The 24,197-nt window shown below is 59.0% G+C and carries 14 protein-coding genes, 1 tRNA gene and 1 pseudogene; 13 read left to right on the forward strand and 3 right to left on the reverse strand.

Going from position 1 to position 24,197, the window contains the following annotated elements; translation table 11 throughout:
* Positions 1 to 249 precede the first annotated feature (249 nt).
* Together JS530_RS03595 and JS530_RS03600 are read left to right on the forward strand one after the other, a co-directional pair.
* Entirely contained in the window at positions 250 to 2,715 is a 2,466-nt protein-coding gene (locus JS530_RS03595; RefSeq protein ID WP_214375843.1) for a beta-galactosidase, read from the forward strand.
* A gap of 185 nt (positions 2,716 to 2,900) precedes the next feature.
* The gene (locus JS530_RS03600) at positions 2,901 to 3,893 is read left to right on the forward strand and encodes a LacI family DNA-binding transcriptional regulator (protein WP_214375844.1); all 993 of its coding nucleotides are present in this window, start codon (positions 2,901 to 2,903) and stop codon (positions 3,891 to 3,893) included.
* 89 nt (positions 3,894 to 3,982) lie between these two features.
* On the opposite strand, the gene JS530_RS03605 is transcribed toward JS530_RS03600, so the two are convergent.
* On the reverse strand, positions 3,983 to 5,548 hold the full coding sequence (locus tag JS530_RS03605) for an MFS transporter (RefSeq protein WP_214375845.1): 1,566 nt from the start codon (positions 5,546 to 5,548) through the stop codon (positions 3,983 to 3,985).
* Positions 5,549 to 5,864: 316 nt separating this feature from the next.
* Here JS530_RS03605 and JS530_RS03610 point away from each other — a divergent pair, with 316 nt between their 5' ends.
* The 3 genes and pseudogenes from JS530_RS03610 to JS530_RS03620 all read left to right on the forward strand — a co-directional run.
* Complete coding sequence (locus JS530_RS03610) at positions 5,865 to 10,760, forward strand: Ig-like domain-containing protein (RefSeq protein WP_214375846.1); 4,896 nt, start codon at positions 5,865 to 5,867, stop codon at positions 10,758 to 10,760.
* A gap of 316 nt (positions 10,761 to 11,076) precedes the next feature.
* Entirely contained in the window at positions 11,077 to 12,642 is a 1,566-nt protein-coding gene (locus JS530_RS03615; RefSeq protein WP_214375847.1) for an MFS transporter, read from the forward strand.
* Positions 12,643 to 12,987: 345 nt separating this feature from the next.
* Positions 12,988 to 13,380 (forward strand): annotated as a pseudogene (locus JS530_RS03620) (IS256 family transposase); the annotation flags it as partial.
* Positions 13,381 to 13,505: 125 nt separating this feature from the next.
* Here JS530_RS03620 and JS530_RS03625 read toward each other — a convergent pair.
* Entirely contained in the window at positions 13,506 to 13,847 is a 342-nt protein-coding gene (locus JS530_RS03625) for a hypothetical protein (protein WP_214375848.1), read from the reverse strand.
* 284 nt (positions 13,848 to 14,131) lie between these two features.
* On the opposite strand from JS530_RS03625, the gene JS530_RS03630 reads away from it, so the two are divergent.
* From JS530_RS03630 to JS530_RS03645, 4 genes are all read left to right on the forward strand, one after another.
* Positions 14,132 to 14,204 (forward strand) — tRNA-Arg (locus JS530_RS03630).
* A 199-nt stretch (positions 14,205 to 14,403) separates the two neighbouring features.
* Positions 14,404 to 15,213 (forward strand): ABC transporter ATP-binding protein, encoded by an 810-nt coding sequence (locus JS530_RS03635; protein WP_240541072.1) that lies wholly within the window; start codon positions 14,404 to 14,406, stop codon positions 15,211 to 15,213.
* A 101-nt stretch (positions 15,214 to 15,314) separates the two neighbouring features.
* The gene (locus JS530_RS03640; protein WP_240541094.1) at positions 15,315 to 16,643 is read left to right on the forward strand and encodes a COG1361 S-layer family protein; all 1,329 of its coding nucleotides are present in this window, start codon (positions 15,315 to 15,317) and stop codon (positions 16,641 to 16,643) included.
* Positions 16,644 to 16,654: 11 nt separating this feature from the next.
* Positions 16,655 to 18,202, forward strand: a complete 1,548-nt coding sequence (locus JS530_RS03645) for an ABC transporter permease (protein ID WP_214375849.1) — start codon at positions 16,655 to 16,657, stop codon at positions 18,200 to 18,202.
* On the opposite strand, the gene JS530_RS03650 is transcribed toward JS530_RS03645, so the two are convergent.
* Positions 18,186 to 20,450, reverse strand: coding sequence for a 1-deoxy-D-xylulose-5-phosphate synthase (locus JS530_RS03650; protein ID WP_240541073.1), 2,265 nt, complete (start codon positions 20,448 to 20,450; stop codon positions 18,186 to 18,188). The genes JS530_RS03645 and JS530_RS03650 overlap by 17 nt on opposite strands.
* Positions 20,451 to 20,979: 529 nt before the next feature.
* On the opposite strand from JS530_RS03650, the gene JS530_RS03655 reads away from it, so the two are divergent.
* The 4 genes from JS530_RS03655 to purK all read left to right on the forward strand — a co-directional run bounded on the left by JS530_RS03655 (position 20,980) and on the right by purK (position 24,191).
* Complete coding sequence (locus JS530_RS03655; protein ID WP_214375850.1) at positions 20,980 to 21,972, forward strand: zinc-binding dehydrogenase; 993 nt, start codon at positions 20,980 to 20,982, stop codon at positions 21,970 to 21,972.
* Positions 21,962 to 22,234, forward strand: coding sequence for a hypothetical protein (locus tag JS530_RS03660; protein ID WP_214375851.1), 273 nt, complete (start codon positions 21,962 to 21,964; stop codon positions 22,232 to 22,234). The genes JS530_RS03655 and JS530_RS03660 overlap by 11 nt, the downstream gene beginning before the upstream one ends.
* Before the next feature lie 282 nt (positions 22,235 to 22,516).
* The gene (gene purE, locus JS530_RS03665; protein ID WP_033889581.1) at positions 22,517 to 23,017 is read left to right on the forward strand and encodes a 5-(carboxyamino)imidazole ribonucleotide mutase; all 501 of its coding nucleotides are present in this window, start codon (positions 22,517 to 22,519) and stop codon (positions 23,015 to 23,017) included.
* Positions 23,001 to 24,191 (forward strand): 5-(carboxyamino)imidazole ribonucleotide synthase, encoded by a 1,191-nt coding sequence (gene purK, locus JS530_RS03670; RefSeq protein ID WP_214375852.1) that lies wholly within the window; start codon positions 23,001 to 23,003, stop codon positions 24,189 to 24,191. Before purE ends, purK begins: the two co-directional genes overlap by 17 nt.
* The last annotated feature ends 6 nt before the right edge of the window (positions 24,192 to 24,197 follow it).

Genomic DNA, 24,197 nt, shown 5'->3' on the forward strand with positions numbered 1-24,197 from the left:
TCGGGCCACACATTGACATAGCTTTTGCATGACCCACAGCCTTCCCAGGCACCATTCATTGCAACAGTACAAAATTCTGCAGCCACTATCATCAAATAATTCTTTGTGAAAGCATATTTTGCTTATTTGCAACGATGCAAAAAGTGGTACTGTATACATACGCATACAGCACAGCCTGCGCGAAGTACGACGCACGGCAGCGGTGTGCGCAGATAGGCATAACTCCATGGCGCAGAAAGGACTGTTGACATGGCCATCATCATCGTGAATCGGAAGACAGGCATCGCGTTGGATTTGGAAACGCTAACGTCGCATCTGCCCCACATTGCGGGACCAGCGCAATGCATGCAAATCGATATAGGCGAATTACGCCAACTAAAACTGCATTCCACCGATCAAGTTCTGCTGGCCTTCGGATACGGCACCAGCGCGTCAGACGGTGTATCGGCCGAAAACACGCTTCGCGAAGCACTGAGTCTATGCCAAAAACAAGGAGCGACCGCAGCACTATGCACCGGGATGATCGACCGCGACACGCTCATCGCAGCCGGAGAAGACGCTCCATATTGCCGTAGCGGCGACAGCCAGTTGATTCACCGGCTTGCCGACGATCTGCGTCTTCGCGTATGCGACTTGGAGAACTACAGTCATGCCGCATTCTTGGCGAACCTGCCTGACGCGTTCGATGCCTCCGCAATCAGCGCGTTTCTTGGATCGTGGATTGACCGCCGCCTGTTGCCGCAGGACGATTGCCCGTACCATTACGGAGCGTCCTTCTATCCTGAACTATGGGCGGATTCGGTCAATGAATCCGATATGGACCGTGTTGCCGCGATTGGCATGACCACCGTCCGTCTCGGCGAATTCTTCTGGGACAAGCTCGAGCCCGCGGACGGCGAATACCATATGGAATATCTCGACGCCTTGTTGAATTCACTGGAAAAGCGAGGCATCGATGCCATCGTGGGCATCCCCACGCCAACTCCACCGCGGTGGATGACCCGAGATCACGACACCAATATCGTGCTTGACGACGGCAGGATCGAGGGTCACGGCTCACGGCAACATTGTTGCACCAAAAACCCATTCTTCCGCCGCAAAGCCTTCGAGCTCACCGCGCGTGTTGCCCAAACGGCGGATCGCCATCGCAACGTCAAAGCCATCCAAATCGACAATGAATTCAAGGCGCGTCTATGCTTCTGCGACACCTGCCGCGCCCTATGGCCACAGTGGCTCAAAGAACACTACGGTACCGTCGACGCTATGAATGAGGCTTGGGGAACCTCGATCTGGAGCGAACGCTACGACGATTTCGACAGCGTGGTACTACCGGGGCGCACGCCATTCAGACATAATTCGGCGTTGGATAACGCGTTCCACCGTTTCTGCGAAGACGAGGCCAATGACTTCGCTTCTGGCGAGGCGCAGATCATCGTGGCCTGCACATCCATTCCAGTGACGCACAACACTTCAATGGGCTTTGATATGCGCAACTTCGATCTGTTCAACCAGCTGGATTTCGTGTCCTTCGACACCTATATCCCGCAGGACATGTACTGGGCATATACGTTGAATCTCGATCGGTGGAGGAATCTTCTGCCGCGCGATGATTTCATGCTGATGGAGACCTCCGCCTCGCATGCAGGGCATATCGGCAACTATGTGTCGCCTCACCCCGCCGGATATGTGCCGCAGGAGGCATTTCTTGCGTATGCGTCAGGGGCGAAGGCATTCATGTACTGGCTGCTGCGCGCGCAGGCCTACGGTGTGGAGCAGCCGCACAGCGCGGTACTCACTCAGAATGGCGAGCCGGATCTGGGGTATGCGGACGTGTTGGAGACCGCGCACATGCTCAAACGCTACGAGCCGATGCTTGCCGGCTCTCGCCCGATTCGCTCGACGGTGGCGTTGATGTATTCCGATGACGCCAAACGGTACTACGACATCGACAATGGCGGCATCTACAACTACCGAAGCCTTATCACCGACTTCTACCGCATGTTGCTTGGACATGGCATCTCCGTCGAGGTGATTCCCGAGAATGCGTTGCTTGATTCGTTCGAGTGTGTGCTGGTGCCGTTTGTGCGACATGTCGGAGATGACCTGCGCGCTCGACTTCACGCGTTCGCCGATCGTGGCGGCACGCTGATTCTGGGACCGATGACCGCCGACCGCACGGGCGAGTTGACATGGCCCCATGACGGCGATGCCTTGGACGGCATCGGATCGTGGCTTGGCCTGACGGATGTCGTAGCGTTCCTTGCCAACGATTCCGGCGCGAAAGTGGAAGTGCGCACTGAGCAAGGAAATGATCGCTTCACCGGCATGGTCACCATGTTCAAGGTGAAAGACGGCACCCACGCATATCCCACCGATTGCGACGTGGCTGACGGCCGAACCATTTTGGCAAGCCGGGGCACGGTGTCTTATGTGGGTGGGCTGCCGGCAGATCCGGAGCACAGCCCGTTCTGGGATGATCTGATCGAGCGTTTGGTCAAACCGCATGAGCCGGACCGGGACCTGATTCGTATCTGCGCTGGACTGGTGAAATATCGCAGGTCCACGCCAAGCGCGGATCAGCTATGGCTGGCCAACATGACCGACTCGCCGCTACCGTTCACGCTTATGCGCGATGCGAGCGACGAGCGCGGAACGATTTGGAACCGAGGAGAACATACGCTTGACGGATTCTCCCGTATCGTACTGACCATGTGACGCCGGAAACAAGCATGAGATTAGCATTGCGACAATGAGGGCAGGCCCGCTGAGCCTGCCCTCTGTGATAACAAATTCCGTATCCCGCAGTCAGAATCGCATGTACACGTGATAGCGCGTCGAAACGGCGCTGTATCGTTGCAATTATTGCAATCGTCATACAGAAGCATGCAAGGAGCATGATTATGGTCACGTTGAAGGATGTCGCTGCAAAGGCCGGAGTGTCCATGTCAACCGCTTCCGGCGCGATGCGCGGATTGGACTCATTCAAACCGCAGACCATCAGAAAAGTGCGCAAAATAGCCGAAGAGCTTGGATATAAAACCAATGTCTCAGCCAAATCCCTGCGTTCGGGACGCAATGACACCATCACGTTCCTCACTTCCGGCATTCAGGGCGTCTACTTTTCGCAGTTGGCCACATGCTTCGCCAATGAGTTGCATAAGCGCGGTCTGCATATGCTCATCGAACTGTCGCAGTACATCGACGACGATGCGAATACCGGCACGACATTCATGATGACCGACGGTATCATCGCCACCAACGCGCGTAACGTGTCGAAGATCCTCGGCTCCCATCCGACCGTGCTTCTCGAGGACTACAGCGAGGACTGCCTATACGATACGGTGAACGCGCCCAGCGCAGCCGGATCACGAGCCGCCATCCGCCATCTCTATGAGAAGGGCTGCCGCCGCATCGGTATCGTCGGCAATGTGCTTCCGGAAACCGTAGACTTTGGCTTTCCTCGCGACGTGCGCCTGTACGCGGCAGCCGACGAACTCAAGCGTCTTGGCATCGACTATGATCCGTCCAACTGCCTCAAAACTATCGGTTCTCGTCAAGGTGGACGCGAACTGGCTCATCGTCTCGCCGATGAAGGATTACAGTACGACGGGCTGTACTGCTTATCGGACGGCATCGCGTTGGGCATGCTGCTTGGCTTCGCCGAGCGAGGCATCAAAGTACCCGAACAAGTGGCCGTGATCGGTTTCGATGGCGTGGTCGAGGATGAGTTCAGCTTCCCCACGCTTAGTACGATTGCCACCGATTTCGAAGGCATGGCATCTACAGCGGTGTCGATGCTCATGCGCCGCATCGAGCATCCCGAGGACGAGCTAAGTCCACAGCGCGTCAGCGTCGGCTATCGACTCATCGAACGTGCCTCGACCGCCCGTTAAAAGGTGCCCCAAGAATTACAGAATCCAATATGGTCGGGGCCGGCAAGTCCATACTGGCCCCGACCATATTGGATTCCTCTGGCATTCCTCTATTCTTGATGCTTTGCATCGATGATGTTGTTGTGCCCCCAGCACCGTTCGTACGGCATGCCGGTCATGGATTCCACGGCTTTTCTGACCTCAGGGGTCACATCGGACATAGTGCCTCCCGCGCGCAATCGGTCGATTTCGCTGAGCAGCACCCGATGGCTGTCTCGATCAATCCTCATCCGGTAGGTGAACATGATGCCGGCCAAGCACAGCACGATTGGCGCGATACAGTACATGACCGCAATGGCCGTAACCGTCGATGCCGGTTGGGTTTGTGTACCTTCGATGAATCCGGTGGCGTCCAGCACCCATCCGATGGCCACGGTTTCGATGGCCGCGAAAATGTCGTCGATGGTGGCATTGACCGAGGCATACTGTCCCTCGCGTCGTTTGGCCGTGATGATCTCATCCACATCGGGGATGAACGTGTACGTGTACTGCGTCGCGTTGACCACGCCGGTGATGCCGAAGTTCATGAACAAGCCAAGCACGATGAACGCAATCGCCTTGGTATGGGAGGACAGCTGGGGCGAGAACCATGCGAGCACGAACAGCGAGAGGAACACCAGCACAACTTCAAATCCGCCGATGCGGTAGGCGCGCGGACCGCCGACTTTGGACGTGACCCACATAAACAAGGCCACGCAAGCGATACCAAACAAGGTGTTGACGCCGGTGGCGAGAGACACGGTCTGCGGGTCGAGCAACAGTACGAAGATCACGAAATAGGTGTTGATGGTGCCACGAATGGACCGGAAGCACTGTTCGCATAGATACAGGCCCAGATAGTTGCGGAATTCGCGCACGCGGATCACCGACAGGAAGTTCCAGACGATTGAGATGAGACGTTTCACAAGCCCGGAACGCCTACCGGGAGCCGCGTCCGCCTGGGCCACGTCAGTGGACTCGTCATAAGGTCGTTCGCGGATCGTGAGGAAGCCAATGATGAGCACGCCCACGCCGATCACGCCGTAGATCATTGCCATCTTGAAGTAGGGAGACCATTCGTCCTTGCCCCAGATGGTGAACAGGTACACGTTGAACAGTGAGAGGAATGTGCTGCCGATGGCGCCGGCGATCTGGTTGATACCCACGAGCTGCGCACGCTGGGACGGATTATCGGTCATTTCGCTGGGCAGACCGTATTGGATGGTGGATAGTCCCGCCAGGAACACCCAGTAGAGCAGGCTGGCCGTGAAATACGCCCAGATCGGCAGTCCGGGCACCCACATGAGCACATAGCACGCGGCGTTGAGCGGCACGGCGATGATCATCACCGACCGGCGTCGACCAAACCGGCGCCCCAAGGCCGTGGAGTACATGCGGTCCGAGATATATCCCCACGCCGGACCGATCACCGATGCCACAATCTTGCCGGCGGCGAGCAGTGCCGTGGTGGCGACTACGGGAATCTGAAGGAATGTGGTGAAGTAGAACAGCTGCCATGTGCCGATCATGGTCTGCATCACATATGACAAGGAAAACGTCGAGTACCCAAGCTTCGCACTCCAGGGGATCTTCCCATGTTCGACCGTATTCACATCCCATCGTGATCGCGACATCATCGTCTCCTTTCGTCGGCCCGCCACTTCCGCGTGGTCGATGCCCTTACCAGCGCATTGCCGTTGGCCGTATTCCCGCCTGCCATACATCTGGTTTGCACCATGCGTCGCAATGGCAATCATGCCGATTATGGCACAAATCGGTAATGTAGCGTTGCAATTGCTTTTTATAATACACGCAAACTTTCCGCAAAACACTGGTGTTGCATCGTTGCAATTCTTGTGTTAGTCTCATTGCCATCGGCTGCCATGGACGGCGACCGTGATCATCGATTCACACCACATATCAGGACAACACCACAACACAAGGAGCGTGTTCATGTCCATCGCATCATCGCAACTGCAAACGCAACCGCAAAGGCAGGAATCACAGCATCCCGGCAGGCGCATCATCGATTTCGACGCTGATTGGCGCTTCTTCCGGGGCTCGCCCACAGGCGCCGAGAAGCCGGCCTTCGACGACTCGGATTGGCGCCAAGTCACCGTCCCCCACGACTTCGGCGTCGAGGGCCGGTTCTCGCGCAACGCCCGCGCAACCGTAGGCTACCTCAAAGTCGGCGAAGGCTGGTACCGCAAGACCTTCCTCGTTCCGGAGGATTTCGCGGGCAAGCACATCACGCTCGACTTCGACGGCGTGATGAATCGATCGGAGATCTGGCTCAACGGAGAGAAAGTCGGCGAACACCACTACGGCTACACCGCCTTCTCCCTTGACCTGACCGGCAAACTCAAGATCGGCAAGGAAAACATCATCACCGTGCGCGCCGTCAACGAGGAGCCAAGCTCCCGCTGGTACGCGGGAGCCGGTCTGTACCGCGACATCGTACTGACCGTCACCGATCCGGTGCACGTCGCACGTTTCGGCACGCAGATCACCACGCCGACCCTCGAGCAGGATGTCAAGACGAACGGACCGGCACGCGTCGATGTCAAGACCTCGATCGTCAACGATTCCGGCGAGCGCCGCGCCGTCACCGTGCGCACCACGATTCGCAACGCCGATGGCGCCGCCGTGGCCGAAACGGAGTCGGAGATCTCGATCGGTCCCGACAACACGGGCGAAACGATCGTCGAGCAGCGTCTCGACGTCGCCGACCCGCATCTGTGGAGCACCTCGGACCCGTACCAATATCTCGCCGAAACCGTGCTGCTCGTCAATGGCGCCATTGTTGACACATATGAGACGCGTTTCGGTCTGCGCTGGATCACGCTCGACCCGAAACACGGTCTGTTCCTCAACGGTGTGAACATGCGAGCACTCGGCATGTGCATGCACCACGACCAGGGCGCGCTTGGCGCCGCCACGTATCGTCGCGCAGTCACCCGCCAGCTCGAGATCATGAAGGAGGGCGGCGTCAACGCGATCCGCACCTCGCATAACCCGGCCTGCAAGATCCAGATCGAGGAGTGCAGCCGTCTGGGCTTGCTTGTGCTCGAGGAGCTCACCGACATGTGGACCGCCCCGAAGAACCGCAACGACTACAGCAACTACTTTGCGCACGATTATCCGGAGGATCTCAAGTCCATGATCCTGCGTGATCGCAACGAGCCAAGTGTGTTCATGTGGGGTATGGGTAACGAGATTGCCTGGCAGGAATCCGAACTGCCGATCGCTGAGGACCTGACCCGCTTGTGCCACCTGTACGACCCGACCCGTCCGAACTCCGTCAACGACGCCTCCTATCTGTCCAAGGGCATTGACGGCATAGGCAATGAGATCCACAAGCGCATGGATACTCGCGGTTACTCGTACATCGGCAAGGGCAAGATGCTGGAAGTACACGAGAAAAACCCGAATGACGTCATCGTCAACTCGGAAAGCGCCAACATCTGCTCCAACCGCGGCTACTACGTTTATCCCACCGAAGTAAGCGAATGCCCGGCTGTTCTGCCGCCCATCGACGCCAACAAGTACCCGTTCGAGCCCGGCCGCCAGCCGTGGGACGACACGACATACGAGCTGAGCGCGTACAACATCCGCGGTAAGCGCGGCAACTACATCGACGTGGCCTTCGAACGTCTCATCCACATTCCGTTCAATGTGGGAGAGTTCGGTTGGACCGGCTTCGACTACATCGGCGAGCCCGCACCGTATATCTCCAACTCTTATTGGAATAAGCCGGAAATGAGCGAATCCGACGGCACCGTGCTGGCCCCGTTGCGTTCCTACTACGGCATGGTCGATACGGCCGGCTTCCCCAAGGATCAGTGGTATCTCTACAAGGCGTTGTGGACTGATCCGCAGGATGCACCGATGATTCACCTGCTTCCGCATTGGAACTGGAGCGTGGGTGAAGGAGTATCCGTATGGGCGTACACGAATGCCGTCAAGGCCGAACTGTTCCTTAACGGTCGTTCGCTCGGCGTCAAGGAGTTCGATTCGTTCAACACCGACTTCCATCTTGATCCGGCACACGCAGACAAGCCGTTCCAGTACCGCTACGCCAAGGAGAACCCGACCCGACGCAAGCTCAGCCTCGATTGGGAGGTGCCGTTTGAGCCCGGTACGTTGCTGGCCATCGCCTATGATGCGAACGGCAACGAGGTAGCGCGCGACACCGTATCCACGCCCGGTTCCCCCGCTGGCATCCGTTTGGATGCCGACCGTCACGTCATCGATGGCGACGGCAAGGATCTTGCGTACATTACCGCCGCCATTGTGGACGATGCGGATATCGTCGTGCCACGCGCAGACAACGAGGTGACCTTCAGTGTGGAGAACGGCCGTCTGCTCGGCACCGATAACGGCAGCCAGACGAATACCGAACCGTTGCAGTCCGCTACGCATCGCGCCTACAGCGGCCTGGTTCTGGCGATCGTCGCATCCGACGGCTCAGGCAAGCCCATCCGCGTCACCGCGCGCAGCCGTGGATTGGAGAAGGGTACGTGCACGCTCGCTGTTTCCGGTACGGTGCAGGCTACGGATGTGGTGGATGTCGAACCAGTGCATGTGCGCACGCTGTGCGGCAACCGTCCAGCATTGCCGGAAACCGTCGTCGTCCGCTTCGGTGATGGATCCAAGCGTTCCGTGCCCGTGGCGTGGAGCGAAACCGATGATGCCGCATACCGTACTTCCAACCGATATGTGGTTTCCGGAGACGCCGAAGGCACTCCGGTGAGCGCCGAGGTGAGCGTGGTCAGACTGGTCGATCTGGTTGACGTGAAGCTGGCCGTCAAGAACGGGCAGCAGGCCAAGCTTCCCGATACCGTAACCGCTATCGCCGAGGATGGCGCCATGATGTCGCTGCCGGTCGCGTGGCAGGGCGGCGGCACGAACGAGGATGGCATCCGTACGCTGAACGGCACTGTGACTGGCTCCGATCTCGTCGCCAAGGCGACCGTGAGAATTATGGCCGAGCAGGAGGATGCGGCCAACGAACCCGCTTTGGTTGATCTGCGGATCGACGGCGCGACCATCGACGGCTTCGACCCGGAGCACACTGAGTACACGCTCGCCCGCAGCTTCGACGATCCCAAGCCAATCGTCACTGCCGATGCCGGTCGCAATACGGCGTATGTGCTGCCGCCGGCGAATTGGCCGGACGGTGCCTATACCGTGCATGTCACCAGCGAGGACGGCAAGCGCGGCCGCACGTACACGATCGCATTGGACGTCTCTCACGCCCCGGTCGATCGTGTCGAGCTTGCGGTCTCCGAGACCAAGCTGGCCGAGGACACGACTGCCGCATTGACGGTCAAGGCGTTTGATTCCAACGGCCGCGCCATCGACTCCGATTATGCCCAGATCGACGTCGCCAGCGCGGACGAATCCGTGGCCGCCGTGGAGGGTTCCACGATCAAGGCGTCCCTGTCCGGCACGACCGAGCTCACCGCTTCCGTCACCTACGCGGGCGCGACGGCGGTCTCCGCTCCGCTGACGCTCACCGTCGTTCCCGGCGCACAGCCCAAGCACCCGACCGACGTGCGGGAGGTCGCCCGCCGTGTCGTGGCGGGCGAATCGCTGGAATTGCCGCAACAGGTGGTCGTGAGCTTCGATCATGGATTCGATGCTGTGATGCCTGTGGCATGGAGTCCGTTGCCACAAGGCGCGTTGAACACCCCGGGCCACTTCGATGTGACCGGTACGGTGTCTCGCGCGGGGCTGACCGCCACCGCTCACGTCACCGTGGTGGCAGTTGCCGCGGTGGCCACGGTTTCGACGGCGACCATCACCCACACCTCTCCAAATCTGGAGGAGACCGATGAGACGGTGGCCGTGTACTGGAGCGATGGCCTGAAGGAGGAACTGCCGGTGGTCTGGGATCAGATCGATCCGGCGCAATATGCGCAGGAGGGCGAGTTCACGGTCGAAGGCACCGTGCAGGGCATTTCGCGCAAGGCGGTCGCTCACGTGCGCGTGACCGACAAATACGTGCAGAACCGCGATCTGTTCTCGTTCCGCAACGACGTGTATCCGCAGGTCTCCGCATCGTATGTCAACCCCGATCCGAAGGCGCAGGAGGATCTTGCCGATCTGATGGACGGCACGGTATCCTACACGGCCCGCAAGGGATACAACCTGAAAAACCGCTGGTCGACGGATGGTGACAAGGCCGATTCCGCCTGGCTGGAGTACCGGTTCGGATACGGCGAGGAGACGGCATTCATGCTCAACTCCTTCACCGTCTACTACTGCCTTGACGGCGAGGGAGTGACCTTGCCCGAAAACGTGGATGTGGAGTATCTAGACGACACCGGCACCTGGCATCCGGTGCGCGATCTTGCCGTGGCTCATCATCCGGTCGAGCAGCGCAATGACGCCGCTTGGGCCTATGCGACCGTAGGCGACAAACCGGGTACCGATTTGGTCTCCCATGGCGACGAGACGACCTACTCGTTCGAGATGGTTCGCACCTCGCGCATCCGCATCACCTTCCATCCGGACGAGGGTGCTGTCGTGGCCATCACCGAGGTGCGAGGCGACGCGCGTATCGCGCAGGCCGAATCCGAGGCGACGCTTGCCGACATCACCGTAAATGGCCGCTCTGTTGGATTCGACCCTGCCACGCAGCATTACGATGTGGCTGCCGCGCCAGATGCGACGATCGAAGCCGTATCCGCAGACGACAACGCCGCAGTAACCGTTGTGCCGCCGGCATCGGGTTCCGCCGATACGCAGATCATCGTCGTCTCCGAGGATCGTGTGACCACGCGCGTCTACACGGTGGCCCTGCACGCCGCCGAGAATGGAGGTAACGACATAAACCAAGCCTGATTCTCCCCACTCTCTCTGTTTGCCGGGGCCCGCATATGAACCATGCGGGCCCCGTTTTTGCGTTCACCACAAATATCTGTTCTAACCTCCAATTTCAACACGCCGAACAGTTAGAATTGCATCGTTGCAAAAACTTGGTATATTTGTAATCGCACCAATTCAAACAACGTTCGAATTTCTATTTGTTGCACCGTTACAACATTGAAAGCGAACAACGCAGTTACGGTTTGCGACATGGTCGTATCCAGTCACCGAAGACGGAGGCCCGACTCGACCGTTCGGACGATCACAGGAAAGAAAGAAAAGAGCAAGCATCATGTCAAACCATGCTCCAGCGCCCGCATCTTCCGGCGCGACAGCCGGTAAGCTGCCGCTGTACACCAAAGTGGGATATGGCCTCATCGGCTTCTCGTACATGATCGCCACCATGATCAACACGTGGCAGATGTTCTACTACACCACGTTCCTTGGCATCGGCATCGCGATCACCACCGTCATCCTGGCTGTCAGCAAGTACGCCAGCGCCTTCGTCTCGCCGGTGTGGGGCTACGTCTCCGACCGTCTGTACAGCACAAAGATCGGCCGCCGCTTCGGCCGCCGTCGCACCATGCTGCTGTTCCTCACCCCGCTGGTCGTCATCACGTACATCCTGCTGTGGATCCCGAACATGCCGGCCTGGGTCTACCTCGTAACCAACTTCCTGTTCCTCGCCGTATGGCCCGGCGTCTCCACCATCAACAGCGCCCTGCCGGCCGAAATGACCGACAACACCAAGGAGCGCGGCCAGCTGGTGGCCATCACGCAGATCGCCGGCGGCATCGGTGGCTTCCTCCTGTCCATGCTCAACGCCTACCTGTTCAAGGTGTGGGGCAGCAAGTCTTGGGAGCCCTACTTCAAGATCGCAATGATCTACGCCGTCGCGGCACTCGTCTTCCTGATTATCGCAGCGCTGACCATCAAGGAACGCCCGTACGACGAGACCACCGATCTCAAGTCCTCCGATAACGCCTCCGGCTCCGTCTCCCCGCTCAAGCGTCTGGTCTCCGTGTTCTGGAACCTCATCTCCGTGATGAAGATCCGTACCTTCCGCAGTTACCTGTGGATCTTCATCACCCAGGGTGTCATTCGTGGTCTTCGCGGCACAATCAACTCCTACTTCATCATTTTCGTGCTGCTGCTCGATCCAACCGCCGTCTCGCTGTCGCAGGGCATCGCCACCCCGATCGCCATCGTATGCGTCGTCGTGTGGACCTGGCTGACCATCCATAAGGGCGGCCTGACCACCTTCCGCTTCAGCTCCGGTGCGAACATCCTCGTGTTCATCGGCATGTTCGCCTTGACCCTGCTGACCGGCAAGCTGTCCGCCGTGCAGATGGCCGCCGCCTTCACCGTGATGACCATCGCCCTGAACTTCGCCAACTCCGGCTTCGCTACCGCTGAGCAATACCTCATCACCGTGCTGCCCGATGTCGACGAGATGGTCACCGGCAAGCGCCGCGAGGGCCAGTACGCCGGCATCCGTACAACCGTCAACTCCATCGTCGCGGCCATCCTGACCATGCTGGTCGGCGTGGTGCTGCAGGCCGTCGGCTTCCAGTCCGGCACCGATACCCAGTCCGCCGGCACCATCAACGCACTGATCTTCATGTACTGCGCCGTCCCGATCATCCTGTCCCTGCTGCTCGTCGTGCTGACCAAGATGATGCCGGTTACCCCCGCCATTCAGAAGCAGATTCAGGAAGAGGTCGCCCGCCTCAAGAACGGCGGCTCGATGGAGGATGTCTCCGACGAATCCCGCAAGGTTGTTGAAAAGGCCACCGGCTTGAAATACGAGCAATGCTGGGGCCACAACAACATCATCGATGCCACGAACAAGGCCTGATTCCTCTTCTTCGGGTTATGGTTCTTCGGGTTATGGGTGGCAAAGAGCAACCATTCCATTCATAACCCTGAAGGACACCGTGATATTCCACTGAAAGGAACTGCTTATCGATTCCGCAATGTGATATTCCTGCTTTGTAACGCGGACCCACCAACCTCGGGTCCGCGTTTTTCGTATCCGCGTACCTCACGCTATGCACCACATGCTGCACGCTGCGTACGCTGCGCCGCACATGCAAAACGGTCATGCCCTCTCGGACATGGCCGCATATCGTTTGATTGTGAAGCTTATCGTCTATTATTCGGTACCAGTGGAACCATCGGCACCCAGTCGATGATGTAGGGCCGCATGATCCGCCGTCGTATCCGCGAGGGCCAGCTGTTCACGTTCCTCGACAAGGGGTTCGAGACCGGCGGCCCGGTGCCATCGACGAACAACCTCATCGAGTCATGGAACGCGCGCCTGCGCGACATGCTGCGCCGCCACCGCGGGCTGCGCCTGATCAGGCAGCTGAAGGCGATCTGCTGGTGGTGCCACCAGCACACCGAACGCCCCGAAACGAACGCGTGGCTGGCCGCGAACGCGATCATGGACGAACGGCTCGAGGAACTTTACAAGCAGGCATGGGAGCAAAGCCCGCAAGGCCAATACGAGACGTTCGGCATCCCCATGAGATACGGCACCGGCATCGACTGGAACGACTTCCACACACGAGTCCAATGGCAGTCAAACGACTAGACCACCAGACACACAATTTGGCCTATAGCCCAGTTTAGTGGGAGGGTGTATCTCGCTTACAAGGGGTTGATTGTTGGCTCGCGGGAGGGTCTATCTGCGTTACAAGGGGTTGCCTGCCGAGTAGCTCATGCTCCAAAACGGCGGAATGACGGTATCGTGATGGCTGTTATACCCGTGATTTGCGGGTTGAGGAACCCCTTGTAGAGCAGATAGATGTTCCTGAAAGCTCGAATCAACCCCTTGTAAGCGAGAAAGCCATGTTTTTGGAAGCAGGTGTCGGCGAATCCGGTGCCGGTGGCGATGACGGTCGTGTTGCCCATGGCGTCGGCGCTCGTATGCTTCTCGATCGTCTTCGTCGGCGGCTCCGGGATTGGAGGCTTCGGCTGATAACGGTCCAATGCGATGACCACGAGTGTGGGATAGGTATTCGTGGCCGCGTTCTCGGCGGATGTGACCGCGTCCGTCATCAGGCTGTTTACGCTCTTGCCCGGATTATCCGAAAATACTTAAGCTATATACGTCTCGGGGGGGCTAGCGGCTTTTCATTATTTGGAATATTGGTCATGGTTGAGTGAACGTGTCCAGTAATGACACCATGACCATGGTCTCGTACAAGCCCTCGTACAAGCTATAGAACGCAATACGGTGAATTGCGGGATAGTGCAGAATCAACGGAGCTTAATAGATGAGTTGCCGTTCGGAGGTTACTTGCACACAGCGTCTCGACTGGATAGTATGTTTGACCGCTGATGCCCCTGTAGCTCAATGGATAGAGCCACGGCCTTCTAATCCGTCGGTTGCCCGTTCGAGTCGGGTCGGGGGCACGCCTGAAGACTGTTTTCCCTCACAACGCGTTGGCGGAAAACAGTCTTTTTCGTAAGGCCTCCATCCGGGAACACCCTTAAGGGATGCGCGGCCGGTTGCCACGCTATAGACTTGCCTCATCACAGCCGAAAGAGAAACACTCGAAGTACTGAATGAACCCCGCTCGCCAAAGGCGACGAACGAGAGAAGAAGGTGCCTATGGCACACGATGTGCACGCTATGGCACAGCCCAAGACGCGCCCCATCATCGAAGTGCGCAACCTGCGCAAGGAATACCCGGTGGAAGACGAAACCGTGGTAGCACTGGAACGCGTGAACCTCGCCATTCCGCAGGGCCAGATCTGCTGTATCTTTGGCGAATCAGGCTCAGGCAAATCCACCTTGCTCAACCAGCTCGCCGGCATGGAAAAACCCACCAAAGGCGGCGTCGCAATCGGGGGAGTCCGAGTCAGCACACTCAGCGAGCGCGAACTCGCGGCCTTCCGCCAGAAACATATCGGCTTCGTCTTCCAGTCATACAACCTACTGCCGAATCTCACCGCCCTCGAAAACGTGGCCATGCCGTTGATGTTCCGCGGCATTCCCAAAGAACAACGCGAACGCACCGCGCGAGCAGTGTTGAAGCGCGTCGGCCTTGGCCATCGCCTCAGCCATTACCCGCGGCAGATGTCCGGCGGCCAACAGCAGCGCGTCGGCATCGCCCGCGCGTTCGTCACCAAACCCGAAGTCGTGTTCGCCGACGAACCCACCGGCAATCTCGACTCCAAAACCAAGTCGGAAGTCATGACGATGATCTGCACATTCGCACGCGACTTCAACCAAACCATCGTGCTCGTCACCCACGATCCGCAGATGGCCGCCTATGCCGACCGCATCGTCACCCTATTGGACGGTCGCATCGTCAGCGACCGCACGAACCAGCCAGCATTATCTCTCTCAGCTCCATCGCAACCATCCGTAACTCGTCCGCAGCCAGATCTCTCAACCAACCAAGGAGCTTCGCGATGAACATGCACACCAACAAATCCGGCATCTACGCAGGCTCTTCTGCAGGCTCTTCCGCAGTCCAAGCTGTTGCGGCATCCTCGACGACTTCCGCGACCCGTCGCATGAGCGCCGCAGTAGTCGCCATACTGACCACGCTCGCTTTCCTCGCCGCTACGGTGTTCGCAGTACTCGCGCTGGCATTCACTCCGGCATCCGCGCTCGCCGTCGAGGGCGACGACCCATCCGGCACAGGCGGCAGCGCAGCGGCACCCATCGCCGGACCGGTGCCGAACATCATCGTGACCAACTTCACCTACGGCGGTGACTCCGTGGCCGCCGGCTCCAAGTTCGATTTGGCGTTCACCTTCCAAAACAAAGGCCAGGTGGCGGTGACGAACATGGTGGTCACCGTGGATAGCGGCGAAAGCTTCGCCATCGCGGGCGGTACGAACACGTTCTACGTGGACGCGCTGTGGGCGGGGTACTCGCTCACGCAAACCGTGCCGATGCAGGCGCTCTCCTCCGCGAAAAGCGGAGCGCAACCCATCGGCTTGAGTTTCAAATACGAGTATCTCGACTCCGGCGCACGCTCCTCCACGCAATCCGACGTGAAGATTTCCGTGCCGATCAGCCAGCCCGACCGCTTCGAAGTGAGCAATCCAGTGCTGCCCGATCAGGCGGTCAGCGGGCAGGAAACCACCATCACCATGGAATACGTGAACAAAGGCAAAGGCGACATCGCCAACGTGGAAGCCACCATGGAGGGTGACGGTTTCGACGCCACGATGAAAAACCAATACGTGGGCAATGTAGCCTCCGGGGCCACCGGCTCGATTGGCTACGCGTTCACGCCCGCGGCCGCCGGTGAGCTCAACGCCACCATGAAAGTGACCTATGAGGATTCCGACGGGCAAAGCAAAACCAAGGAATTCCCCGTCAAACTTACGGTGGAGGACGCGCCGGTGATGGATGACACGGCTGTGGATGGTATGGCTGTGGAGCCGGCCGGTCCGGCGGTGCCTGTGTGGGCGTGGATAGTCGGTGCCGTGGTCTTGATGGTGCTGATTGTGGTGATCGTTGTGCTGGTGCGCCGCCGTCGCAAGAAGAAGATGAAGAGCGCAATCGACGACGAGTGGGATGACTGGGCAGAAGGATCCGCTAAAGGCGACGCTGCTGCTGCGGATGGTGCCGGTACGCAGTCAGCTGCCGATGCTGCTGCACAGTCGCCGGCAACTACTGCTGCAGCTGTGCCGGCATCCGCTGCACTGACTTCTTCTTCCCGTGACACAGCTGACACAGCTCCGACTGCGGTGCTGCAGCCATTCGTCTCGGATGGAACTTCGGCTTCCGCGGCGCAGCTTGGCACTGCACAGTCTGGTACTGCACAGTCTGGTACAGCACAGCTTGGCAACGCACAGCCTGGCACAGCACCGTCCAAGGCTGACCAGTAGAGGAGCCGACCATGCGATTCGGCGACATTCTTAGACTGTGCCGGCAGAACCTCTGGCGGCGCAAATCACGCACCATACTGACCGTGCTCGGCGTAATCGTGGGCTGCTGCTCAATCGTGCTCATGATCTCGCTCGGGCAAGGCATCGACGAGCAGAACGAGAAAATGCTCACCTCCATGGGCGACCTCTCCATCGTGACCGTATACACCAATGGCGGAAATGGTGGCATGATGGCCATGGGCAGTGGCGCATCATCATCCTCAGCATCCTCGGACGTGAAGCTCAACGACGAATCCGTGAAGTCCTTCCGCGCGATCCCCGGCGTTTCCGGTGCAACCCCGGTGATGAATTTCAACTACAATGCCAGCGTTCGCGCAGGTTCCGCAGGCCGATACCTGTACGACTACGTGCAAATCATGGGCATCGACATGGCGCAATTCGAACAGATGGGGTTCAAACTCAAAGACGGTGCCATGCCGGTCCGCGAAGGCGAAGTGCTCGGCGGCGAATGGCTGGCCTACGACTTCATGGACACGCTCAGCAACGGCGCGATGCGCAGCAGCTCGCGCGGCGAAGGCTGCATGTGGAATGACGACACCGCGCGATGCGAACCATATAAGGACGAAGACCCCTATGTGCAGCCCATCGGCGCGCAGCTGACCCTGACCACCGGCGCGAACTATAACGGCGACCCGTATACGCAGCGGTTGTATGGTTCGGGTGGTTCGGGCGGCGCTTCCTCTTCGGGCGGTGGACTGGGCGAAACGCAGAACACTACGGCGGATTATCGCGTCACCGGCGTGATCGTTGCGGACTACAACAAAGGTTTCGCCACATCTGACGGCATTGTCATGGATCTGCAGTCGCTCAAAGCACTTATCGCCAAAGTCGATCCGTCGGCAGCCAAGCAGCGCACTGCCAATTACGATCAGGTGCTGGTCAAAGCCCAGGATATGGCGTCGGTGCCGGAAGTCGAATCACAGATCAAAGCACTCGGCTACGAGACCTCGTCTTATGAGGACATGCGCAAATCCTTGGAAGAACAATCGCGGGCGATTCAGCTGATTCTGGGTGGCATCGGCGCGGTGTCGCTGCTGGTGGCGGCCATCGGCATCGCCAATACCATGGTGATGTCCGTAACCGAACGCACGCGCGAAATCGGCATTATGAAAGCGCTCGGCTGCTATGTGCGCGATATTCGCGTGATGTTCCTAGCCGAAGCCGGCGCAATCGGATTCCTCGGTGGGCTGATCGGCTGTATGGTGAGCGCGCTGATTTCGCTGGGTATCAATTTGGCTGGCATGACGTATATCGGCGGCGGTATGGCGTACAGTGCAGGCGGCTCGGGTAGTGGTTCGGATTCCGCGAATTCCATATGGACTATGGTTTGGCAGGCGATCGTCGGCGGCGATGATGTGACGCGCTACTCGGTGATTCCATGGTGGCTGTACCTATTCGCCGTGCTATTCGCCACGCTGATCGGGCTCCTGTTCGGTTTCGGGCCGGCCAACAAAGCCGTGAAAATCCCCGCCCTGGATGCCATCAAAAACAGCGAATGATGGCCTCTACAATGCTGTTTACAGTCAAGCCATAGCGCTCGTTCAGCTCGGCCAGCGGTACGCGGTCGGTGAATTCCTTAGTTGCGCCGAAGTTCAGCACACGCGGGTTGCGAGACCTGCCAGCGGTATTGTTACCGGCTGTTTCGTCCGTCTCGGCCTGTTGCCAGTGATTCGCATAATACGCGGTCACCTTTTCGCCCCAGCCGCCTTCAAGCTGACCATCCTCAAGCGTGATGATCAACTCATGATTAGCGCGCAACGATTCCAGCACCGCAGTATCCAACGACGTGCATTGCTTTGGGTCAATCACCGTAGCGGTAATGCCATGTTCGGATTGCAGGGCTGCCGCCGCGCGTTCCGCCAACGGATACGTATTGCCCAAACCAATCAGTGCCGCCTGGGAGCCGGACTGTTTGATGCGCCAACCCAACATGCCGCCAAGCGTCAGTTCAGAAACCTCAGTGGTGCGGTCGCCGGTAATCGGCAACAGACTGCGGTCGCGTTCAGCAGCCAGCACCCCTTCGCCTGGCACACGAATCACCACCGAGCCAGTGGGGGCATCCTTGGCGTCTGCCGGCAGTGTAGCCCAAGCCAAATCATTCAAAAAATCACGGCCGGAGGTGGGCACCAGCATCGTCACCTGAGGAATATTGGCGAACATCGCCAGATCATAAGCGCCGGAATGCGTATTATCCGAGCCGGAAAGCCCACCCAGAAAATCAAGCACCGTGACACGCGAACGGTTGAGACTCATCTCCTGGAAGAACTGATCGTACGCGCGCTGGAAGAACGACGCGGTCGTAGCCACCACCGGAGTGCCACCGGCGCGGGCGATGCCAGCGGCGAACGCCACCGCATGCGATTCGGTGATACCAGTGTCCACATAGTGTGCGCCCGCGCGTTCGCGGAACTCATGCGTAATGCCGTTGGAACCAGGAGTCGCCGGGGAAATCACCACCAAACCGGGTTCCGAGGCAAAGCGCGGTTCAAGCGCGGCCATAGCCATTTTTCCGTAATACTTGCGTGGATCCTCAGGCTTGCCGAGCGACGCATCCGGGTTCTGCCAATGCGAGGCCTCGCACTGGCCCTCATGCGGCTCATGGTCGGACAGGTTGCAGTGATCGGAATGCCACGGCTCGCTGTGCTGCACATTAGCGGTGGCCGGAATGCCTTCGGAAGCGTCGCCGGCAATCGTTTGGGTTGTGTGCGCTGTGGTTGTTGTGGTCGTCGTGGTTTGGATCGTGCTCGTTGTGGTCGGTGGGGTGGCGGGGGAGTTCGGCTCGCCGTCGTATCCAGCACCCTTCAGCGTATGAATATGCACCACCACCGGATGGTCGATGTCTCGCACCTCTTCAAATGCGGCGGTCAGTGCGTCCACATCATTGCCGGCTTCGACGTAGCGATAATCCAAGCCAAACGCGTTGAACAGGTTCGGCTGCGCAGTGCCGCCGGATGCGCGCAGGCGGGCGAGTGGACCATACATGCCGCCGAAATCGCCGGCGATAGACATCTCATTGTCATTGAAAATGATAATGAGATTGCCGCCCTGCTCGGCCGCGTTGTTAAGCCCCTCGAATGCCACGCCGGAGCTTAGGGAACCGTCGCCGATTACGGCCACCACATTGCCGATGCCGCTGGTGCCGGTGGCGGCGATTTCAGCGTTGCGGGTTTTCGCAATGCCGCAAGCCAAAGAGATCGACGTGCCGGTGTGACCCAGAACGAATTGATCATGTGCGCTTTCATCGGGGTTGGTGAAGCCGGTCACATCGCCGAAATGCTGCGGTTCGAGGTAGGCGAGCGCGCGGCCGGTCAGCATCTTATGCACATAGCTTTGGTGGGAAACGTCGAAGATGATGCGGTCGTGCGGGGAATCGAATACGCGATGCAAGGCCACCGTGGCCTCCACCATGCCGAGATTGGAGCCGATATGGCCGCCATGCGTATGGCCGTAGTCGAGCAGCGTGGTGCGGATTTCGCGGCAGAGCTCCTTGAGCTGGCCGGCGGGCAGGGATTTGACGTCTGCCGGGGATGCAATGGCATGCAGGAGCGGGGCGGGGCTGATGTTTGTTGTGCTCGCAACGGTTTGTGAAGCCGGCGTGGGAGATGCGGATGCAGTTGCAGTTGCCGAGGTGGCTGCGGTTGCCGGGGTGGCCGGTGTTGCCGTGACCGCTGTGGGGGTCGGTGTTGCCGGGGAGTGCGCGGCGTCAAGGTTTGCTGAATCGAACCCTTTGCCCTGCACGTCGCTCATATTCGCGTTGCTCCCTTCCAAGAATCTTCTACGGAAACGCAATGCTAGTGCCAGCGGTCGCCGAAGCGTTGAGCGACTCGGCAATACCCCCAACATCTCCGTATATTCGTCAAATGCCGTTACATGCTGCCCGATGACATCAAATAGTTGGGTAACTACGTTACAAGGGGTTGATTTTTGGTCCGCGGGAGGTCTATCTGCGTTACAAGGGGTTGCTCACCGAGTAGCTCATGCTCCAAAATGGCGGAATGACGGTGTCGTGATGGCGGTTATACCTGTGGTTTTGCCGGTTGAGGAACCCCTTGTAAAGCAGATAGATGTTCCGAACCACGGAAATCAGCCCCTTGTAACGCAGATAGCACAGGAAACAGGCTCATATGGCGAGTCAAATACGCAAACCCTGTGATGTAGAGCCGATAGCACGCCGGCATGCCCTCATGCGAGTCTTGAGTGTGGAAGAATAAGTGCTAGCGGGCTCCCTATCGAGCCATTGCCGCCTATTGATTCACGGGATAAAGGAGTCGAGCCAATGAAGGCCGTATTTGCATCCACCGTTCATGCTGAAGATCCGCTGGCCGCGCTCGCGGTGGGCGAACAGCCCGAGCCGGTCGCACGACCGTATTGGTCCACGATAGAGGTGAGTGCCGTGAGCGTGAATCATCATGATTTGTGGTCGCTTAAAGGGGTGGGACTTGCTGCCGAACAGACGCCGATGATTCTGGGCACGGATGCCGTGGGCGTTCTGACTGAAGACATTCCCGGCAAGCATGGGCTCAAAGCCGGCAGCGAAGTGGTGCTGTACACGTTCATCGGCACAGACGGCAATGGCGTGGCGCCAGGGGAGCGTCGTTCGATTCTTTCCGAGAAATATCCGGGCACTATGGCGCAGAAGACCTCGGTGCCGCAGGCCAACGTGTTCGCCAAGCCCGCGAACCTGAGCGTTGTGGAGGCTGCGGCGCTTGGCACCAGTTGGCTGACCGCGTATTCGCTGCTGTTTAACGCGGCAGGCGTGAAGCCCGGCGACACGGTACTGGTTCAAGGCGCTGGCGGTGGGGTGTCCACGGCGGCGATTCAGCTCGCCCATGCGGCGGGATTGGAGGTGTTTGTGACCTCTCGTTCGGACGTCAAGCGCGCCAAGGCGTTGGAATTAGGCGCTGATGCCGTGTTTGAGGCTGGCGCGCGGCTGCCGCGAAAAGTGGATGCGGTGATCGAATCCGTGGGCGCGGCCACATGGAGTCATTCGGTGAAATCCGTGCGTCCGGGTGGCACGATCGCCATTTGTGGGGCGACCACCGGCGATCAGCCGGGTGCGGAATTGACGCGTATCTTCTTCCAGGACATTCGGGTGCAAGGCAGCACGATGGGTTCGCGCGAGGATTTCGCCCGACTGCTGCGGTTTGTCGAGCATGCGGATATCCACCCGGTGATCGATTCCGTATTTGCCGGCCTTGATGAGGCGCCGGCTGCGTTTGCCAAACTGAACAGCGGCGACGTATTCGGCAAAGTGGTGATTGAGCTATAAGGGCTTATTCTGGGGCTGTGACGGTTGCGGCGTTGTGACGGTTGCGGCGTTGACAGTTGTAGTGGTTGCGACTTTTAATTTCGTTTCCGATTCAACTATTCTCGCTGACGTTGCGGTGGTTGTGGCGGCTGTGGCAGTCGCGGCGGCTGCGGTGGTTGTGACTGTTGTTGAGATCGTGGCGGTAGCTGAGAGCGTGACTGTTACTGAAATTGTGGCGGTTGCGGCTGTTGCGGTGAGAAAGACCGCGCTCAGAGTCTCTTAGCGCGGTAAATTCTCGAAATAAATGGCGAGCCCGAGATTTTACCGCGCTGAGAGTTGCTCAGTGCGGTGAATTCTCGAGGATAGGGGAAATTTCGAGAAATTACCGCACTGACTGATACTCAGCGCGGTAATTTCTCGGGAATAAGGAAAAAATCGAGATTTTACCGCGCTAGGAAGAGGCGGCTGCAAGTCATCGTTCGTTGGCCCAGTATTCCCGCGCTGTAAGTTCGCAACAGGGGAGTACAGTGAGGGCATATTCTCAATAACGAGGGAGTAAATGATAATGGCAAATGAAACCAAGCCCCAGGTCGCCGTGGTGATGGGCTCCTCCAGCGACTGGGAGACCATGAAGCGCGCCTGCGACATCCTCGACCAGTTCGGTGTTGCCTACCACAAGCAGGTCATCTCCGCGCACCGCACGCCGGAACTCATGGCGGACTTCGCGCACAACGCCCGCAAGAACGGCCTTAAGGTCATCATCGCCGGTGCAGGCGGTGCCGCCCACCTGCCGGGCATGATCGCAGCCCAGACCACGTTGCCGGTGATTGGTGTGCCGGTCCGCTCCCATGCTTTGTCCGGTTGGGACTCCCTGCTGTCCATCGTGCAGATGCCGGGTGGCATTCCGGTGGCCACCACCGCCGTGGGCAACTCCGGCGCCACGAACGCCGGCCTGCTCGCCGTGCAGATGCTCTCTGCATTCGACGAGACGCTGGCCCAGAAGCTTGAAGACTACCGCAACGAACTGAAGGAAAAGGTGGCCGAATCCAATGCCCAGCTTGTCTGAGGAAACCAACGGCCGCGTCTCCATGCTGATGCCGGGCTCGACCATCGGCATCATCGGCGGCGGCCAGCTCGGCCGTATGATGGCCCTGTCCGCGCGCTACATGGGGTTCAAGGTCGGTGTGCTTGACCCCACGCCAAACTGTCCGACCGCGCAGGTGGCCGATTTCCAGATCACCGCCGAGTATGACGACAAAACCGCCATCCATGACCTCGCCGTACAGTCCGACGTGCTCACCTACGAGTTCGAGAACGTGGACGCTGACGCCATCGATGAGGTTCGTGGCATTGCCGCGGCTCCGCAGGGCACCGATCTGCTGCGCGTCACCCAGCATCGCGTGCACGAGAAGCAGTTCATCAACGACCACGGCACCGCCACCGCTCCGTGGCGCGCGGTCAACAACTTCGATGAGCTCGATGCCGCACTGGATGAGATTCACTACCCGGCCGTGCTGAAGACTGTCTCCGGCGGCTATGACGGCCATGGCCAGATGGTGCTGCGCTCCGATGCTGATCTAGAGAAGATTCGCGCCCGCGGCGATCGCGGTGGCGGCTTCCCGCCGAGCATCCTCGAAGGCTTCGTGGACTTCGCGTTCGAAGCTTCGATTCTGGTCTCCGGCAACGGCAAGGACTTCGTGACCTTCCCGATCGTGCGCAATGAGCATCGCAACAATATTCTGCACATGACCATCGCGCCCGCCAAGGTCAGCGATCATGTGGCCCGTGAGGCTCACGAGCTGGCCATCCGTCTGGCCAAGGGCTTCGAGCTCGCCGGTACGCTCGCCATCGAACTGTTCATCACCAAGGATGATCAGGTCATCGTCAACGAGCTCGCCCCGCGTCCGCACAACTCCGGCCATTACACCATCGAGGCCTGCTCGATGGATCAGTTCGACGCGCATATCCGTGGCATCGCCGGCTGGCCGATGCCGGAGCCTAAGCTGCTCTCCCCGGCGGTGATGGTCAATGTGCTCGGCCAGCATGTGGAGCCGACGCGCGCGCTGATCAAGGATCATCCGGAGTGGAATGTGCACGACTACGGCAAGGCCGAGGTTCGTCACGACCGCAAGATGGGTCACATCACCGTACTGACCGACGATCCGGAACGCACGGTAGCTGACCTTGAGGCCACTGGCTGCTGGGATGATCTGAAGAGCGGCCTGAAGAAGAAGGCGTGACCTTAT

It is taken from the genome of Bifidobacterium colobi (assembly GCF_018555455.1).
Classification (GTDB): domain Bacteria; phylum Actinomycetota; class Actinomycetes; order Actinomycetales; family Bifidobacteriaceae; genus Bifidobacterium; species Bifidobacterium colobi.